The sequence below is a fragment of the Homoserinimonas sp. A520 genome, assembly GCF_054489245.1.
In genome coordinates this window covers 757,588-774,010 of sequence record NZ_JBTMWX010000001.1, presented here as the reverse complement: position 1 = coordinate 774,010, position 16,423 = coordinate 757,588, and the positions used below count along the sequence as shown (strand labels likewise).

Genomic DNA, 16,423 nt, shown 5'->3' with positions numbered 1-16,423 from the left:
CTTCCCATTCAGCGGGGGGTGCGGAGGGGCAGCACGATGGGACGGCCGGTCTCCGGCTGGGACATGATCTGCACGCCGAGGCCGTAGGCCTGCTCGACGAGTTCCGCCGTCAGCACCTCGGCCGGGGTGCCGACCGTCATGAGCCGGCCGCCGGCGAGCAGTGCGATCCGGTCGGCGTACGCGCCGGCCAGCGACAGGTCGTGCAGCACGACGATGACCGCCTTACCGTCCCTGGTGAGGGCGCGGGCAGTGTGCATGACGTCCTCCTGGTGCCGCAGGTCGAGGGCGGCGGTCGGCTCGTCCAGGAAAATCGTGTCGGTGTGCTGCGCGAGCGTCCGCGCCAGCGACACCCGCGCCTTCTCCCCGCCGGAGAGCGACGTGAAGCGACGCCCGGCCAGGTGCAGCACATCCGTCGTCTTCATCGCGTCGACCACGGCGGACTTGTCGTTCTCGTAGTCGGGAGTGCGCCCCCAGGGGCTGCGCCCCATCTCCACGACCTCGTGCACGCGGAACGGGAAGCTGACCGCGTTCTCCTGTGTAAGCACCGCCCGGCGCTGCGCCAGCTCGAGGTGTTTCATCGAATAGACGTCGACGCCCTCGAACGAGACCGTTCCGGTGGTCGGCTTCGTATCACCGGACAGCACGCCCAGCAGGGTCGACTTGCCGGCACCGTTCGGTCCCACCAGCGCCAGGACCTCGCCCGCGCGGATGTCCAGGTCGATCGAGTCGAGGATGGTCGCGCCCTCGATGGTGACGCCGACATTGGTTGCCTGAATGCGGGGTGCTGCGGCATCCGTCATCATGCCCACCCGCCACTCTGCTTGCGGGCCCGGTAGAGCAGGAAGAAGAAGAACGGGCCGCCGATGAGAGAGGTCAGCATGCCGATCGGCAGGTCCGCGCCGGGGATCATGGTGCGTGCGATCAGGTCGGCGAACACCATCAGCACCCCACCGCCCACGGCGCTGGCCAGGATCAGCGGGCGGTGCTTGGGTCCGATCGCCATCCGCATGATGTGCGGCACGACCAGTCCGACGAAGGCGATGATGCCGCAGAAGGCGACCGCCGCACCGGTGAGCAGGGCAACCAGCAGGATCGACAGCACCCTCAGCAGCTCCACGTTCACGCCGAGGTGGCGGGCGGCACGCTCGCCCAGCGAGAACAGGTCGAACTTGCGGGCGAACAGCAGCGCGACAGCGAGCCCGGCGACGGCGATCACGGCGACGATCAGCACCTCCGACCAGCCGGAGCCGTTCAGTGACCCGAGCTGCCAGAAGATGATCTGCTCGCGACTCGCGGTGTCCCCGAAGAACAGCAGCAGCGCGAGGCCAGCCCCGCCGAACGCGTTGATGGCAATACCCGTGAGCAGCAGGGTGACCACCTCGGTGCGGCCGCTCGCCCGGGACACGAAGTAGACCAGCAGCACCGCGAGCAGTCCGCCGGCGAAGGCGAAGGCGGCGGTGCTCCAGCTGCCGAGAATGGTGAGCCCGAGAACGATGCTGACGGATGCGCCGAGCGCGGCACCCGAAGAAACACCCACCACACCGGGCTCTGCCAGCGGGTTGCCGAAGATCGCCTGCATGACGGCACCGGCAACGGCGAGGGCCGCCCCGACCATGAGCCCCATGACCAGCCGCGGGAAGCGCACCACCCAGAGCGTGGACTCGATGATCGGATCATCCGGAGCCCACTCATTCGGTACGCCAACAGCCTGCAGGATGGACCCGAGAACCTCCGCCGGGGTGATCGGCAACTGGCCGGCGATGGCCGACAGCACAACGCCGAAAACCAGGGCGACCGTCAACACCAGCCCGAGGACGGCACCGCGCGCCAGCTGAGCGCGGCGCGCCCGAGAGGGAACCTCCGTCACGGAACCCGTTGCAGCCATGCCTCGGTGCCGAACTTCTCGGCGACCAGCAGCTCCGCCTGGTGCAGCTCATCCTCAGTCAGATCGGCCGCGGTGAGCCCGTAGAGACCACGGAAGGTTTCGATCATCCGCTCGATGATCTCGGCGCGGCTGAGGCCGGTCTGGCTGCGCAGCGGGTCGACGCGTTTGTTGGCGCTCTTGGTTCCCTTGTCGCTCATCTTCTCGCGGCCAATGCGGAGCACTTCGACCATTTTGTCGGCATCCAGGTCGTAACTCATGGTCACGTGGTGCAGCACCGCACCGCTGCCGAGGCGCTTCTGCGCGGCACCGCCGATCTTGCCCTTCGCGCTGGTGATGTCGTTGAGCGGCTGGTAGAAGGCGTCGATGCCGAGGGACTTCAGTGCGGTGATGACCCACTCGTCGAGGTAGGCGTAGGAGTCGGCGAACGTCATCCCCTGCACCAGTTCGGTCGGTGCGTAGATCGAGTAGGTGATGACCGACCCAGCCTCCATGAACATGGCACCGCCACCGCTGATGCGCCGCACCACCTCGATGCCGTACTTCTCGGCGTTCTCGCGGTCGACCTCGTTCTTCACCGACTGGAAGCTGCCGATGACAACGGCCGGCTCCTCCCACTCCCAGATGCGCAACGTCGGCTTGCGGCGCCCGGCACCGACCTCCTCGGCCAGAACCTGGTCGAGCGCCAACTGCAATGCGGGAGGGTAGGAGGCGCCGTGCACCAGCTGCCAGTCATAGTCGGTCCACTCGGTTGCTCGGGCCAGCGACCGCCGGATGGCCACCGCGATGGCTTCCGGCGAGAATCCGAGGAGCAGTGCGCCGTCCGGTAGTGCCTCATGGATGGCAGCGGCGATGCTCGACGCGTCACTGCTCTCGGGCAGGCCGTTCACGGCGCTGTTGATGCGTTCGAGCGCGTAGTCGGGCTCGAGGAAGAAGTCACCGGCGAGGCGGAAGCCCGCGAGCTTTCCGTCGGCGACCTCGAGATCGACGACGACGAGCTTTCCGCCGGGGACCTTGTACTCGCCGTGCATCCGTTACTCCTCAGAATCGGTTCTTGGGTTAGCCTAACGGCCCTTCCGGGACCGCCGACGCGGGCGCCAGCGCGGTCTCGGGAGGCGCACCCGGGTCGGCAGCACCCATCCGAAGCGGCGGGCCAGTAGCGAGAGTCCGGCCCCGGTGAGGATCGCTGCGGCGGCACCGATCTCAGGCTGCCCCAGCTCGCTGAGCACCAGGGTGACCACGCAGGCAGCCAATGAACTGGTCGCGTAGAGCGTGTTGCCCCCGAAGATCGACGGGACCCTCATCAGCAGCACGTCCCGGACCATGCCGCCGCCGACCGCGGTGACCATGCCCAGGATGATCGCCGGCAGCCAGCCGAGCCCGGCGTCCAGGGCCTTCTCCACGCCGACGGCCGACCAGCATCCGACCGCGAGCGCGTCGACCAGCACGAGCGGTCTCTGGGTCCACTTGCCCTGCAGCGGCACCAGGAACGCGATCACTGCACCAACGATGGCCAGGATCAGGTAGTACGGATCGGTGAACGCCACCGGTACGCCGTTCTGCAGGAGGGTGTCGCGGATGATCCCGCCGCCAAGCCCGGACAGCACCGCCAGGATGCCGAAACCGACCAGGTCGAGGCGGGCGCTGCGGGCGGCGATCCCGCCGAGGATGGCGTTGCCGAGAACTCCGGCGAGGTCGACGATTCGGATGAGGTCGCCTACGTTCTCGACGGCAGGGTCCATCCGGCAATTATCCCTCTGGATCGACCGACTCGAGTTTAGTTAGCCTAACTAATTTGCTAGGCTAACGATTTATGCGACAAGAAGACATCCAGGAACTCCGGTTCGCGATCCAGAGGCTGGCCAGGCGCATCCGCGCCATGCAGGCAACCGATGTCACCGAAAGTCAGCGCACAGTGATGTTCACCCTGCACGGCGAGGGTCCACAAACGCTGGGCTCGCTCAGCGCCCATGAAGGTGTCACACCGCCCAGCATGAACCGCACCGTCAACGCGCTCGTCGCCGCCGGCCTGGTCACCCGTATCACGGCGGAGGACGACGCCCGCAAGGTGAAAGTCGACCTGTCCGATGCCGGCCGCGAGTTCATCCGCGAGACCAAGCGACGCCGCGACGCCTGGTTCACCACCCAGCTAGCCGCCCTGCCCCCCGACCAGCGCAAACTGCTCGAGCAGGTCACGCCCATCCTGAAGGAGCTGGCGAACAAGTGACGGCCATGTTCCGCTCCCTCGGCGTCTTCAACTACCGGGTCTGGTTCATCGGCGCCCTGATGTCGAACATCGGCACCTGGATGCAGCGCACCGCCCAGGACTGGATCGTCCTCACCGAACTCACCGAACACGACGCGGCGGCGGTCGGTATCACCATGGCACTGCAGATGGGGCCGCAGCTCTTCCTGATGCCGGTCTCCGGCCTCATCGCGGACAGGGTCAACGTGCGGCGGATGCTCATGGTCACCCAGTCGACGATGGGTGCGCTCGCCGTGGGGCTGGGGCTGATCGTCGTGCTTGGTGTCGCCCAGTTGTGGCACGTCTACCTCTTCGCCCTGCTGCTCGGAATCACGGCGGCGATCGACGCCCCCATCCGCCAGACCTTCGTGGCAGAGCTGGTGTCGAAGAAGTACCTGACCAATGCTGTCTCGCTGAACTCCGTCTCCTTCCACACCGCCAGGATGATCGGCCCGGCCGTCGCCGGTGGCCTCACAGTCTTGGTTGGCGCGGGCCCTGTGTTCCTCATCAACGCGCTGACGTTCATCGCCACCCTGGTCGCGCTGCTGATGATCCGGGTGCGTGACCTGGGGCTGCAGCCCAGGGCATCCCGGGCGAAGGGGCAGATCCGGGCGGGGTTCCGGTATGTGTTGGGCAGACCGCCGATCATCGTGATCATGATCATGGTGAGCCTGATCGGGACCTTCGGCCTCAACTTCTCGATCTACATCTCCACTATGGCGACCATCGAGTTCCACCGCGGCGCCGGAGAGTTCGGTTTCCTCTCCTCGGTGATGGCGATCGGCTCGGTTGCCGGTGCCCTGATGTCCGCCCGGCGGGAACGGCCACGGCTGCGCGTCATCTTCTCGTCCGCATTCTTCTTCGCGGCCGCCTGCCTGATCGCTGCGGTCATGCCGACACTTGAGTTGTTCGCGGTGGCACTGATGCTGGTCGGGCTGACCTCCCTGTCGTTCATGACGACCGCGAACGCCTTCGTGCAGACGACGGTGAAACCGGCAATGCGCGGGAGGGTGATGGCCCTCTACCTGGCGATCTTCGTCGGCGGTACCCCGATCGGAGCGCCGCTGGCCGGATGGGTCGTCAACCAGTTCGGGCCGCGATGGGGGCTCGGGGTCGCGGTGGCCGCAGGCCTCCTGGCTGCGTCGGTGTGCATGTTCTGGATGGTCAGGTATCAGAACCTGCGGGTTCGCGTTCACAAGGGCCGGCGCCCGCTGCGCGTCTCGTACGGTCACCATACGAACCGTGCACTGGCTACTCAGGAGATCGCCATCGTCGAGGCGGAGGCCCAGCGCTCCTGACCCGCTACCGCTTCGCGATGCGGTCGTCCATCCACTCAATGGTGTCGTCGATCACCTCGTCGGCGTTCGTCTCGTTGAAGATCTCGTGCCGGGCATCCGTGTAGATGATCAGTTCGACGTCGCTCAGCCCGGAGCGCTTCAGGTAGCTTTCGGCCAGCAGCTCGGCGCTGCGAGTACCACCGAACACGTCATCGCTGCCGATCTGGATCAGCACCGGAACGTCGTGCGCGATGTTGCGGGACGGACGCCCCAGCAGGCGGATGCTGTCGGCCAGTCCGAAGGCCTTCAGCGCTTCCGCCGTGAAAGCCAGCGGGTCCTCCACAAACGCCTCGGCAACCTTCGGATCGCGGCTCAGCCACTCGTGGCCGGTGGATCCCAGGTTCTTGTGCCTGGCGTTCAGCTTGCCGCCGTTCATCCGCCGCAGTGTGCGGTACGCGGTACCAGTCAGGATGACGGCGTCATAGTTCTCGGATGCCGTATTGATGATCTTCTGAACGATGATCGAGCCCCAACTGTGGCCGAGCAGCACCAGCTGCAGTCCCTCATTCTCCGAGTGGATGATGCCGGTCAACTGTTCGACGGCCTGCACGGTCGCGCGCATTCCGCCTCGCCCGAGCTTTCCCAGCTTGGTGGCGTCCGAGTCCCATTGCTGCATGCCGGTGCGGCCGTGGCCACGATGGTCGTCGGCGTAGACCGTGTAGCCGGCGGTCACCAGGCGCTGCGCCAGCGCTTCGTAACGACCCAGGTGATCGCCGAGTCCGTGGGCGAGCTGCACGACCGCCTTCGGCTTTCCCGCCTTCCAGAGGGAGAAGTGGATGATCACGCCGTACGCGTCCGTGAAGGTGCGATCCTGCCGCGCCGCAGTGAATCGGATCACCGTACCTCCACTCATCGTTGTCGTGACTGACAGTGTATTTGGCGGGGGGGTCGCCGTGGGAACTTGGGGCGAGGTCCGTAGTGTGTAAGTAGGAAGAACAGGACACCCCATGGTCAAGCGCCGACTCCCACGCCCCCGCGAGCTCGCCCCGCTGATGAAGTTCAAGACGCCAGAGTTGAATGCGAGACGACGTCGCCTGGCGAGCGCGCTCACCATCTACGACCTGCGGACGATCGCCCAGCGGCGCACCCCGAAAGCAGCATTCGACTACACCGACGGGGCTGCCGAGGCGGAGGTTTCACTGGCGCGGGCCCGCCAGGCGTTCGAAGACATCGAGTTCTCACCGAGCATCCTCCGCGATGTGTCCACCGTGTCCACCAGATGGGATGTCCTGGGCGCACCCGTCGCCCTGCCGTTCGGAATCGCACCGACCGGTTTCACCCGGATGATGCAGACCGAGGGGGAGATCGCCGGAGCCGGCGCGGCCGGAGCCGCGGGTATCCCCTTCAGCCTCTCGACGATGGGGACCTCGTCGATCGAGGATGTGCGGGACGCGAACCCGCACGGCCGCAACTGGTTCCAGCTGTACATGTGGAAGGACCGCGAACGCTCGATGGCCCTGGTCGACCGGGCGGCGCAGGCGGGGTACGACACGTTGCTGGTGACGGTGGACGTGCCGGTCGCCGGTGCCCGCCTGCGCGATACCCGCAACGGGATGTCCATTCCCCCGTCACTCACACCGAGGACGGTCCTGGGCGCTATCCCCCGACCGGAGTGGTGGATCAACTTCCTCACCACTGAGCCGCTCGCCTTCGCCTCGATCGATCGTTGGCCCGGCACCGTCAGCGAGTTGATCAACACCATGTTCGACCCGACGGTCACGTTCGAAGACCTTGCCTGGATCAAGGAGCAATGGAAGGGCAAGCTCATCGTCAAGGGCGTGCAGAACCTGGACGACGCGAAGAAGCTGGCGACCATGGGCGTCGACGCCGTGACGCTGTCCAACCACGGGGGTCGCCAGCTCGATCGCGCCCCGATCCCGTTCCATTTGTTGCCGGATGTCGTTCGTGAGGTTGGCAGGGACCTCGAGGTCCACCTTGACACCGGCATCATGTCCGGGGCCGATGTCGTCGCATCCGTCGCGCTCGGTGCCCGCTTCACGATGATCGGCCGCGCCTACCTCTATGGGCTGATGGCGGGCGGGCGCGAAGGAGTCGACCGCTCCATCGAGATCCTCGGCGACCAGGTGGAACGCACGATGCGCCTGCTCGGGGTCGCATCACTCGAAGAGCTCGAGCCACGCCACGTCACGCAGCTACAGCGCCTGGTTCCCCGCCATCGGAGCGACTGATTCTGCGGCCACCGTGTTGCGCAGCAGTGCGGCGACCGCCGGCAGCCCGCCCGAGTTGAAGGCCGCACGTTGGCGGTCGGCACCGGCGCCCTCCGCGAAGAGGCGATCCAGCCATCCGCTCACCTTGTCGCGGTCGCCGTGCTCATCTAGTGCGCCGCCAATGAGGTCGAGCAGGTCACCAGTCACCTGCTTTGCGCTCAGCATCTCGCCCGTGTCAGGGTGCACGAGGTTCGCGCTGATGCCGTCCCGCGCCGCGTGCCACAGTGCGGCGTTCAGCAGCTCGGGCTCAGGGCCCGGCCCCGGGAACTCGCGCACCATGGCGGTCGCGACCAGGCCGCGGATGATGGCGGCGAGCAGCACAGACTGCCACGCTTCCAGCTGCGAGTCAGGGCCGCGAACCTCGATGGTCGGGTGCTTCTCGGAGAGACGGATGTTCCAGGCCAGCAATGCTCTGTCCATGTGGCCACCGACGCCGAGCAGGCTTGTGGTACGCCGCTCATAGTCCGCCGCATCGGCGAAGACCGGCGGGCATCCGTGGGTGGTCCAGCGTTGCAGGTTGATGGTGCGCCAACTGCTGAACCCGGTGTCGATGTTCTCCCAGAACGGCGAATTGCCTCCCAGCGCGACAATCACGGGCATCCACCGCCGCATGCGGTTCATCACCTGCACGCCAACCTCCCGGTTCGGAATCCCGATGTGGACGTGCAGGCCATTGAGGAAATGCTGGCGAACCAGCGCGCGATAGTTGATGCTTACCGCGTGGTAGCGCTGCTTGTTGGTGACCAGTCCCGCACCCGCCATTCTCGGCGGGGCGCCGGTGCCGGCCACCAGCACTCCGTGGGACTCTGCGGCCCCTCGCAGTCTGCGACGGAAGTCACCCAGGTCGCGCAGGCCCTCATCAAGGGTCGTGCAGACCGGGGTGGTGCGCTCCAACTGGCACACCAGGTACTCGCGTTGAACCTGCGGGCTCTCGGCCCGGCTGATCCCCAGGGTGCGGTAGACCTCATTGGCAGCGGATCGCGGCTCCAGCGTCAGCGGATCGAGGAACACGTACTCCTCTTCAATGCCGAAGGTTGCCACGCTTCTCCTCAGGTCGGTATCCGCAGCTTAAGCAGCGTGGCTGGTGAACGTCAGTGCTTGACCAGAACGGATGCCGAACATCCGCTGGTCACTACGAGGGCGAGATCGTGCGGAATCCGAGTTCGGCCGCTGAGATCAACAACCGCGTGTCATACGCGCAGACGACATCCGCACCCATCAGCGTCGCGGTGGCCAGGTGGATCGCATCCAGGCTGCGAAGCGTTGAAGGACCGATCCGGCGGGCGATTTCTGCCACCGGCTCGGTGATGCGGCACTCGGTGATGCCTGCCACAGCGTTCTCTATCGACAGCACGACCTCTGCGGGCGGCTCCTGATCCAGCCGCGACCGCACGGTTCGCGTTACTTCTATCCATGCCAGCGTCGACGAGTACAGCACTGATTGTTCCGCCACCCACTGATCGATGGCGTCGATCAGCGCTGCGGACTCATGCTCGCGGATTGCTCGCTTGATGAGGGCGCTGCTGTCGACGTAAATTCGCACTCAGATTCGGTCTTCGCGATCGAGAAGATCGAGAGACGTGACGCCCTCGGGAAGTTCCAGAAGCCGGTGGGGTCGCCGATAGGGAACCCGTGGCGGGATCACGGTGCCATCTGCGATGAGCTCATCCATCGAACGCGAACGGGGTATGACTCCGATTCCGAGATACCGATCGACGGCCTCCCGGATCAGTTCCTGTTGCGAGCGCCCGGAGCGTTCGGCGGCTTCGCGGAGTGCGGTTTCTGCCTCGGGGCGGAGCCGAAGGTTGGTGGCCATGGAAATATGGTACCGCTCCTGGTACCAGGTCGGTACCGTCGCTCCCAAGGTGAAAAGGCAGAAAGTCACCGATAGGGATCGGGTTTCGGTGACTTCCTGCCTTCTCGCGGGCGGGTACCCGGGGGTTCGGCTTGCTAGGCCCTCAATTCTTCGAGCACGGCCTCCAGCTGGGTGACGGCGAAGTCGAGGTCTTCGGCCTCGACAACGATCGGCGGGGCCAGGCGGATGGTCGAACCGTGGGTGTCCTTCGCCAGGACTCCACGTTCCATCAGTCGCTCGCACACCACGCGTCCGGGAGCCAATTCGGGATCGATGTCGATACCGGCCCAGAGCCCGGCGGTGCGCACGGCGATCACGCCATTGCCGATCAAGCGTTCGAGGTCGACACGCAGGCGCTCGCCCAGCACACGGGCTCGCTCCTGGTACTCGCCGGTCGCGAGCAGGTCGACGACTGCGTGGCCGACAGCCGCCGCGAGCGGATTTCCGCCGAAGGTCGAGCCGTGCTCGCCCGGCCGGAGCACCCCGAGCACGTCGCGGTTGCCGACAACGGCGCTGACCGGCACGATACCGGCGCCGAGCGCCTTGCCGAGCAGGTACAGGTCGGGGACGACTCCGACGTTGTCGCACTGGAACGTTGCACCGGTTCTGCCGAGCCCTGACTGGATCTCGTCGGCGATGAAGAGAACGTTCAGACGGGACGTGATCTCCCGCACGGCAGGCAGGTAATCTGCCGGGGGAACCAGCACACCGGCCTCGCCCTGGATCGGCTCGATCAGCACCGCAACGGTGTTCTCGTCGATGGCAGCCTCGAGGGCGGCGGCGTCACCATACGGGACCGAACGGAAACCGGGGGTGTACGGGCCGAAGTCAGCGCGCGCCTCCTCATCGTTCGAGAAGCTGATGATGGTGGTGGTGCGACCGTGGAAGTTGCCGTCGGCCACGATGATGTTGGCCTGGTCGGCGGCAACGCCCTTCACCCGGTAACCCCAGGCGCGGGCCACCTTGATGCCGGACTCGACCGCTTCGGCACCGGTGTTCATCGGCAGCACCATGTCCTTGCCCGCCAGTTCGGCAAGCGCGGTCACGAACGGGCCGAGCTGGTCGTTGTGGAACGCGCGGCTGGTCAGCGTGACCCGGTCGAGCTGCTCCTTGGCCACCGCGATCAGGCCCGCATGGCTGTGGCCGAAGTTGACGGCGGAGTACGCGGCCAGGCAGTCCAGGTAGCGGCGACCCTCGACATCCGTCACCCAGGCACCCTCACCGTGGGAGACCACGACGGGCAGCGGGTGGTAGTTGTGCGCAGCGTGCTCCTCTTCGAGCGCGATCGCGTCCGCGGTCAGCGGCGCAGTTCCAGCGTGCAGCATTTCACTCCTCCTCCGCCGAGCAGCAACTCGGACAAGTCGACACCAATGGGGTTGTAGCCGCGTTCACGCAGCTGACGCTCGAAATTCTTCGCGCGTGATGCGATGACCACGTTGTAGCCGTCGCTGTATGAATTGAGACCGAGAACGGCCGCGTCCTCTTCGGTCGCGATGATCGCATCCGGGAACCGCGTGCGCAGCTCTGCCAGGCTGGCCGCGCTGAACGCCGACTCGAGGTACGCGATGTTCGTGTCGTCGAGCTTCGCGATGGCGGTGTCGACGTGGTAGAAACTCGGGTTCGACAGTTCAAGCGAAACGACCTCGCGGCCGGAGAGCTCCGCCAGCTCACGGTGGCTGTCGGTCGAGCTGCGGAAGCCCGTGCCGGCCAGGATGACGTCGCCGACCAGCAGGAAGTCGCCCTCCCCCTCGTTCACGAACTTCGGCTCGTGCACATCGAATCCGTTCGTGCGGAACCAGTCCATGTACGCAGGACCCTCGGCCTGGCGCTGCGGATGCGTGAAACTGGCACCGTATGCCTTGCCGTCGATCACGAATCCGCCGTTCGCGGCGTAGACCATGTCGGGCAGTCCGTCAATCGGGTCGATCAGGTGCACATCGAAGCCGAGGTCGAGGTAGGTCTGGTACAGAACCTCCCACTGGGAGACGGCGAGCGAGGTGTCGGTGGGCTGCTCCGGGTGCATCCACGGGTTGATTCGGTAGTTCACCGTGAAGTATTCCGGGCGGCACATGAGGATGGAGCGCTCGGTGGCCTGCCTGGTGGGCGTGGACGCAGAGGTGTCGGTCAAAGTCATATTTCTAGTCTCACACGCACACAATGCAAGTTTGGTAACTTTTCGCGCACCAAATCAACGTATTCCCTAGTGTATACACAACGAAACGCCATAGAGTATGCGGATGGACAATCTTGACTACGGAATCATCGATCTGTTGAGGCAGAATGCCCGCGCAGGTTATGGCGACATCGGCGAAGTGATCGGTCTGTCGGCATCCGCAGTTAAACGCCGCGTCGACAAGCTGGTCGCCGACAAAGTCATCCGCGGGTTCACCATCCAGGTCGACCCGGTCGTCGATGGCCTCGCCACCGAGGCCTATGTGGAGCTGTTCTGCCGGGGCACCGTCGCCCCAGAAGAGTTGAAGCGCATCCTGTCGGCGGTGCCGGAGGTTGTGGATGCCGGAACCGTCAGCGGCAGTGCCGACGCCATGGTGCACATGCGCTCCCGTGACATCGCCAGCCTCGAGCAGGCCCTGGAGCGCGTGCGGCTTGCCCCCAACGTCGACCACACCCGCAGCTCCATCGTGCTGTCGAAGCTCATCCACCGGTCGCGGGACTAGCGCCTGCCCGCTTCGCTGTCCCGGTCACTGCTCCAACCACGAGACGGTTTGTTGACGTCGAGGTGGGCTGATTCGCCTGCTTGTCAACAAACCGCCTTGCCGTTGAAGGATCACCCGTTGACGACTCACCTTTTGTATTGCTACATTGCTACAGAACTCGCACAATGAGTGGCGAACCAAGGGACGCGCATGGGAACACTGGGTTGGATCGCAGTCGGCCTCTACCTCGCGCTCGGCGCCGGAGCGCTCATCGCGAACGCGCGTCCACACGCGCAGGAGCGTGTGGTGTCGAAGTTCGCGCTCCAGGTGGGCTTACCCCTGCCTGAGCAACTCGCGGAGCCGATACGACGGCGGATGCTGAACCGCAGGCGAAGCAGCACCATCGGCGCGATGATCGGTGCCATCACGAGCGCAATCGCCTTTCTCCTTTCGCCGGCCTCGACGCCCGCTGATGGACTCAACCCGCTGGTCGTCGTGGCAGGGACACTCGCCGGGTGGGCGATCGGCACATCCGTTTCTGCCTTCCGAAGCTCTGCGGGTGACGTCTCCTCCGACCGGCCGCGATACGCGCGAGCACATGCCGTCGAACTGGGCGACTACGTTTCGCCCGCTGAACTGTGGCTGGCACGAGTGCCCGTGGGATTGGCCGTCGTCGCGACGGTGACAATCACGACGCTCGCACAGGTCGGTTGGGTGCGCTACGACGGCACAGCTGCCCTCGTCGGCTCGATCGTGCTCGCGCTGGTGACTGTCGGCACACTCATTGCCTGCGAGCTGGTGGGACGCCGGGTGGTCGCGATGGGCAATCATGTGACGTCGCCAGAAGACCTCGTCTGGGAAGACGCGGTTCGCGCCATCACCATCCGAGAGCTCGTGAGCGCTCCGACCTTCCTCGGCTATTACGTCCTGCTCATGGCCCTCAACCCGCTGCTCGTCTCACCGGACGACAGCGCCCGCGTCGGATTTGCGATCGCTTCTCTCTGCCTCGCCATCGTCACGCTCGTGATCGCCGTTGGCATGCTGGTGAGCGCATTGGCCGTGAAGCGACGCTTCCTGCGGCGCCTCTGGCCCGAGCTGGCAACCGGGGCCGGGCTGTGACCGACACCCTCTGGTGGATCGTCGGAGCCTACGCCGCTGTTACCGCGGCACTCCTCCTTGGGGACTCACTGCCCCATGCGCGGGAGCGGGCGGTATTGCGATTCGAGAATTCCCTCGGCCTCACCCTTCCCGCTCAACTGGGCGAACCCCTTCGCCGACGGATGGTGAACCAACGGCGGAGCTATCTGCTGGGCGGAGTGGTCGGTATCGCAGCTTCGGCGACCGCAGTCACCCCCGCACTTCAGTCCCTGCCGGAGCACCTGATCCTCTGGACATTGTTTGGGGGGATGTTCACTGGTGCGGCCATTGCCACGGCCATCGCGGCACTGTTTTCCGCACGCCCTCGAGTCGGCGATCACGAGCGGCTTGCGAGGGCGACGGCAGTCGCTCTCGACGACTACCTGGCACCGCTCGACCGATGGACGGCGCGACTGCCCGTCGTGTTCGCCGTTGCTGCCATCCCACTTTCACTCGTCGGAAATGAACTCCGCTGGACATCGGTGTCCAGCCAGTCGATGTTCATCTGTGGGGTGATCCTCGCCGCGATGGCCGTGACCTCACTTGTCGTCTTCGAGGTGGCCGCCAGGAGAATAGTCGCGAAGGGGCGCCCGATCGGGTCGCTCGATGAGCTCGTCTGGGATGACGCTTTTCGTTTTCAGGTCCTGCGGGATCTGCGCTACGCGCCGCTGGTCCTGAGCGCATACGCGCTGGGACTTACCGGCTCGGCGCTGGGGATCATGTCAGCGGGAGTCGAGGAACCCAACAGCATCTCTTTCGGCGTCTTCGCCACGCTTCTGATTTGCACCTTCATCGCGCTATGGGCCGCCCGCGCGGCGAAGACCCAGCGCCACTTCCTGCGTCGACTGTGGCCGGAGCTGGCGGCCGAGGCGGACAACCCGGTGGGGGCAGATGCCTGATGCTGGTCATCGACCCGAAATCGGCAGTGCCACCCTTCGAACAGTTGCGCGTGCAGCTGGTCGAGCAGATTGGGGACGGCACCCTCGCAGCCGGGGCGAAACTGCCGACGGTTCGGCGCCTTGCCGAGGACCTCGGGCTCGCCGCCAACACGGTTGCCCGCACCTATCGCGAGCTGGAGGCGGTTGGCCTCATCGAGACGAGGGGCCGCAATGGCTCGTTCGTCGCTGCGCAGGGGGACGCCGCCCAGCGCGGTGCACAGGAGGCCGCCCGGGCGTACGCCGATCGCATCCGCCAACTGGGTGTGGGGGCGGATGCCGCGATCGTGTACGTGCGGGCGGCCCTGCGCGACTGAGACGCGTGCGCGGGCGAGCGGATTTCGGCGGGGGAGAGCCTGTAACGGCTGACTCCTCGCGCCGAAACCGGCTCGTGGGGTTGGTCTCCCTGGTTTCGATACGGCGCTGCGCGCCTACTCAACCGGCAGGGACGGGCTCCTCCACCAGGTACTGCGTGTAGGCGCACAGGGTGAGGAAGGTCGGGTACTCCTCCTGCAGTGCGACTGTACGGAACACCTCGATCGCATCGTCGAACCGATCGCCGTCGCCACGCGGCAGGTCGAGTGATGCGATGATCCCCTCGACGAACTCGCGCGAGATGGTGGTGCCCTCCTCGGTGACGGTGTCCTGGTGGATCCACTGCCAGATCTGTGACCGGCTGATCTCGGCGGTCGCGGCGTCCTCCATGAGGTTGTCGATCGCGGCAGCACCGACACCACGCAGCCACGACTCTATGTAGCGGATGCCGATGGAGACGTTGTCGCGCACGCCGGCATCCGTCACTGTCCCGCCAATCGAGCGGATGTCGACCAACTGGTCCCGGGTGACGTGCACGTCGTCGCGCAGCCGGTCGACCTGGTTCGGCTTGTCACCGAGCACCGCGTCGAACTCGGCCCGGGCAGTCGGGATCAGGTCGGGGTGCGCGACCCAGGTGCCGTCGAATCCGTCGGTCGCCTCCCGGCGCTTGTCTGCGGAGACCTGCTCGAGGGCGCGCGCAGTGACCTCCGGGTCGCGACGGTTGGGGATGAATGCGCTCATCCCGCCGATGGCGTGGGCGCCACGCTTGTGGCAGGTGCTGACCAGCAGTTCGGTGTACGCCCGCATGAACGGAACCGTCATCGTGATCTGCTTGCGGTCGGGCATCACGTACCACTGGCCACGGCCGCGGTAATTCTTGATGATAGAGAAGATGTAGTCCCAGCGGCCGGCGTTCAGCCCGGCGCAGTGGTCCCGCAGCTCGTAGAGGATCTCGTCCATCTCGAACGCTGCGGAGATCGTCTCGATCAGCACGGTGGCGCGGATGCTGCCGTGCTCGATCCCCAGGTACTCCTCTGAGAACGAGAACACGTCGTTCCACAGCCGGGCCTCGTAGTGCGACTCGAGTTTGGGCAGGTAGAAGTACGGACCGCGGCCCGCAGCGATGAGCGTCTTCGCATTATGGAAGAAGTAGAGGCCGAAGTCGACCAGGCTTCCGGACGCCGCCATCGTGGTCCCGGTGCGGTCGGTGAAGCGCAGGTGCTTCTCGACCAGGTGCCAGCCGCGCGGCCGCATCACGATGGTGGGCGTCTCGTCCTTCACCTCGTAGCGCTTGCCCTCCGGGCTGGTGAAGGAGAGCTGGCCGCGCACCGCGTCGAACAGGCTCAACTGCCCGCCGATGACGTTGCCCCAGGTCGGGCTGGTGGCGTCCTCCTGGTCGGCGAGCCAGACATTCGCGCCCGAGTTGAGGGCGTTGATCGCCATCTTCGGGTCGGTCGGTCCGGTGATCTCGACCCGGCGGTCTTCGAGGCCCGGGCCGGCGCCGGCGACCTGCCAGGTGGCATCCTCACGGATGGCGGATGTCTCGGGCAGGAAACGCAGGTCGCGCCCGTTCCCGAGGTCGAAGCGGCGCTGCATCCGGGCGGCCAGTTGGTCGTGACGGCGGCCACTGAAGCGGGCGTGTAGCTCGGCAAGGAAGTTCAGTGCCTCGTCGGTCAGGATTTCGTCGTACCGATCGCGCATGGGGCCCGCGATCTCGATTCTGGTGTTCATGGTCGTTCTCCTTGAATATCCGTGGGTTGAGTGCGCCGAGACCGGCTGCTGTCAGTGAGGTTTCGATACGCGTGCTCGCTGCGCTCGCGCGCTACTCAACCCGC

General features: G+C 65.8%; 18 protein-coding genes. 7 read left to right on the top strand and 11 right to left on the bottom strand.

The features are described from left to right. Nucleotides 1-8 precede the first annotated feature (8 nt). From ACX3PH_RS03965 to ACX3PH_RS03950, 4 genes are read right to left on the bottom strand one after another with little or no spacing between them, the layout of a single operon-like run. Complete coding sequence (locus tag ACX3PH_RS03965; RefSeq protein WP_459089830.1) at nucleotides 9-803, bottom strand: heme ABC transporter ATP-binding protein; 795 nt, start codon at nucleotides 801-803, stop codon at nucleotides 9-11. Further along, entirely contained in the window at nucleotides 800-1,885 is a 1,086-nt protein-coding gene (locus tag ACX3PH_RS03960) for a FecCD family ABC transporter permease (RefSeq protein ID WP_459089597.1), read from the bottom strand. The genes ACX3PH_RS03965 and ACX3PH_RS03960 overlap by 4 nt, the downstream gene beginning before the upstream one ends. Beyond that, nucleotides 1,864-2,913: a lipoate--protein ligase family protein gene (locus ACX3PH_RS03955; protein WP_459089595.1), complete on the bottom strand. Its 1,050-nt coding sequence runs from the start codon at nucleotides 2,911-2,913 to the stop codon at nucleotides 1,864-1,866. Before ACX3PH_RS03955 ends, ACX3PH_RS03960 begins: the two co-directional genes overlap by 22 nt. A gap of 33 nt (nucleotides 2,914-2,946) precedes the next feature. After that, nucleotides 2,947-3,624: a trimeric intracellular cation channel family protein gene (locus ACX3PH_RS03950; protein WP_459089593.1), complete on the bottom strand. Its 678-nt coding sequence runs from the start codon at nucleotides 3,622-3,624 to the stop codon at nucleotides 2,947-2,949. Between the two features lie 71 nt (nucleotides 3,625-3,695). Here ACX3PH_RS03950 and ACX3PH_RS03945 point away from each other — a divergent pair, with 71 nt between their 5' ends. After that, nucleotides 3,696-4,109: a MarR family winged helix-turn-helix transcriptional regulator gene (locus tag ACX3PH_RS03945; RefSeq protein WP_459089591.1), complete on the top strand. Its 414-nt coding sequence runs from the start codon at nucleotides 3,696-3,698 to the stop codon at nucleotides 4,107-4,109. Further along, entirely contained in the window at nucleotides 4,106-5,425 is a 1,320-nt protein-coding gene (locus ACX3PH_RS03940; protein ID WP_459089589.1) for an MFS transporter, read from the top strand. The genes ACX3PH_RS03945 and ACX3PH_RS03940 overlap by 4 nt, the downstream gene beginning before the upstream one ends. A 4-nt stretch (nucleotides 5,426-5,429) precedes the next feature. Here the strand turns inward: ACX3PH_RS03940 and ACX3PH_RS03935 are convergent, their stop codons facing one another. Next, nucleotides 5,430-6,302 (bottom strand): alpha/beta fold hydrolase, encoded by an 873-nt coding sequence (locus tag ACX3PH_RS03935; RefSeq protein ID WP_459089587.1) that lies wholly within the window; start codon nucleotides 6,300-6,302, stop codon nucleotides 5,430-5,432. Between the two features lie 109 nt (nucleotides 6,303-6,411). Here ACX3PH_RS03935 and ACX3PH_RS03930 point away from each other — a divergent pair, with 109 nt between their 5' ends. Further along, entirely contained in the window at nucleotides 6,412-7,653 is a 1,242-nt protein-coding gene (locus ACX3PH_RS03930) for an alpha-hydroxy acid oxidase (protein WP_459089585.1), read from the top strand. Here ACX3PH_RS03930 and ACX3PH_RS03925 read toward each other — a convergent pair. The 5 genes from ACX3PH_RS03925 to ddaH all read right to left on the bottom strand — a co-directional run bounded on the left by ACX3PH_RS03925 (nucleotide 7,618) and on the right by ddaH (nucleotide 11,681). After that, nucleotides 7,618-8,733 carry a carboxylate-amine ligase gene (locus ACX3PH_RS03925; RefSeq protein WP_459089583.1) on the bottom strand — a complete coding sequence of 372 codons (1,116 nt, stop codon included), beginning with the start codon at nucleotides 8,731-8,733 and terminating at the stop codon, nucleotides 7,618-7,620. The two genes, ACX3PH_RS03930 and ACX3PH_RS03925, sit on opposite strands and share 36 nt — an antisense overlap. Before the next feature lie 91 nt (nucleotides 8,734-8,824). Beyond that, the gene (locus tag ACX3PH_RS03920; protein WP_459089581.1) at nucleotides 8,825-9,235 is read right to left on the bottom strand and encodes a type II toxin-antitoxin system VapC family toxin; all 411 of its coding nucleotides are present in this window, start codon (nucleotides 9,233-9,235) and stop codon (nucleotides 8,825-8,827) included. Then, on the bottom strand, nucleotides 9,236-9,508 hold the full coding sequence (locus tag ACX3PH_RS03915; RefSeq protein WP_459089579.1) for a ribbon-helix-helix domain-containing protein: 273 nt from the start codon (nucleotides 9,506-9,508) through the stop codon (nucleotides 9,236-9,238). Nucleotides 9,509-9,642: 134 nt separating this feature from the next. Further along, nucleotides 9,643-10,872: an ornithine--oxo-acid transaminase gene (gene rocD / locus ACX3PH_RS03910; protein WP_459089577.1), complete on the bottom strand. Its 1,230-nt coding sequence runs from the start codon at nucleotides 10,870-10,872 to the stop codon at nucleotides 9,643-9,645. Then, a complete protein-coding gene (gene ddaH, locus ACX3PH_RS03905; RefSeq protein WP_459089575.1) occupies nucleotides 10,845-11,681 on the bottom strand; it encodes a dimethylargininase in 837 nt (278 codons plus the stop codon). The genes rocD and ddaH overlap by 28 nt, the downstream gene beginning before the upstream one ends. Before the next feature lie 103 nt (nucleotides 11,682-11,784). On the opposite strand from ddaH, the gene ACX3PH_RS03900 reads away from it, so the two are divergent. The 4 genes from ACX3PH_RS03900 to ACX3PH_RS03885 all read left to right on the top strand — a co-directional run bounded on the left by ACX3PH_RS03900 (nucleotide 11,785) and on the right by ACX3PH_RS03885 (nucleotide 14,590). Beyond that, nucleotides 11,785-12,222: an Lrp/AsnC family transcriptional regulator gene (locus ACX3PH_RS03900; RefSeq protein WP_459089573.1), complete on the top strand. Its 438-nt coding sequence runs from the start codon at nucleotides 11,785-11,787 to the stop codon at nucleotides 12,220-12,222. A 189-nt stretch (nucleotides 12,223-12,411) separates the two neighbouring features. Continuing rightward, a complete protein-coding gene (locus ACX3PH_RS03895; protein ID WP_459089571.1) occupies nucleotides 12,412-13,320 on the top strand; it encodes a hypothetical protein in 909 nt (302 codons plus the stop codon). Further along, on the top strand, nucleotides 13,317-14,237 hold the full coding sequence (locus ACX3PH_RS03890; RefSeq protein ID WP_459089569.1) for a hypothetical protein: 921 nt from the start codon (nucleotides 13,317-13,319) through the stop codon (nucleotides 14,235-14,237). The genes ACX3PH_RS03895 and ACX3PH_RS03890 overlap by 4 nt, the downstream gene beginning before the upstream one ends. Further along, on the top strand, nucleotides 14,237-14,590 hold the full coding sequence (locus tag ACX3PH_RS03885; protein ID WP_459089567.1) for a GntR family transcriptional regulator: 354 nt from the start codon (nucleotides 14,237-14,239) through the stop codon (nucleotides 14,588-14,590). The genes ACX3PH_RS03890 and ACX3PH_RS03885 overlap by 1 nt, the downstream gene beginning before the upstream one ends. A gap of 118 nt (nucleotides 14,591-14,708) precedes the next feature. Here ACX3PH_RS03885 and aceB read toward each other — a convergent pair whose 3' ends face one another. Further along, entirely contained in the window at nucleotides 14,709-16,319 is a 1,611-nt protein-coding gene (gene aceB / locus ACX3PH_RS03880; RefSeq protein WP_459089565.1) for a malate synthase A, read from the bottom strand. Between the last annotated feature and the right edge of the window lie 104 nt (nucleotides 16,320-16,423).